General features: G+C 48.0%; 2 protein-coding genes. Both read right to left on the reverse strand.

Features of this window, described 5'->3' with window-relative positions:
• Positions 1-178 (reverse strand): IS66 family insertion sequence element accessory protein TnpB (tnpB, locus tag NHN17_RS26115; protein WP_373689602.1); only part of this gene is annotated, 178 nt, incomplete at its 3' end.
• A complete protein-coding gene (tnpA, locus tag NHN17_RS25885; protein ID WP_255045541.1) occupies positions 175-501 on the reverse strand; it encodes an IS66 family insertion sequence element accessory protein TnpA in 327 nt (108 codons plus the stop codon). The genes tnpB and tnpA, both read right to left, overlap by 4 nt.
• Positions 502-581: the final 80 nt, after the last annotated feature.

The following is a 581-nucleotide window of genomic DNA, read 5'->3' on the forward strand; positions in this document are numbered from 1 at the left end:
CCCAGTAAAGCACCTTTATCTTGTCACGCTGCTTGTTTGTGAATAGGAACAGTGCACCAGAGTTCAGGGGTAACTCAGTCTCGGACTCAACCAATGCCGCCAGGCCGTTGATAGATTTCCTGAAGTCGACGAATTCCCGATAGAGGTAAATTTGCGGCGGATTAACTAACCCTCTCATGATGACAGTGAGCCGATGAGCTCAGCGACATAAGCAGCGGGAGTTCCTTGAGGAATACTGAGCTCAATATCATTGACGCTGAGTGTCATGTTGGATGCAATAGGATTGGCGACTTGGTAATGGGTTGTTTGTTCAACCACTTCTGCTCGAATAAAGCCACCTTGCTGGCTACCACTGTCGCACTCAAGCAGGCGCCGTTTAGCAAAGAACGTTGAGGTACTGATGTCATGCCGGCGGCAAAACTCCCTCTGGGTCAGGGAGCTATTTTCAAATTGCCGAAAAATCGCCAACCACTCTTGGTTGCTACGTCGCTGATGAGCCATGATGCTGTCTCCATTTGAATGAAAACAAAATCATACGTTTCGGGAAAGCTTAATTGAATGTGGGGTTTATGACGCGCTTA

The sequence above is a fragment of the Photobacterium pectinilyticum genome, from assembly GCF_024357955.1.
GTDB classification, from domain to species: Bacteria; Pseudomonadota; Gammaproteobacteria; order Enterobacterales; family Vibrionaceae; genus Photobacterium; species Photobacterium pectinilyticum.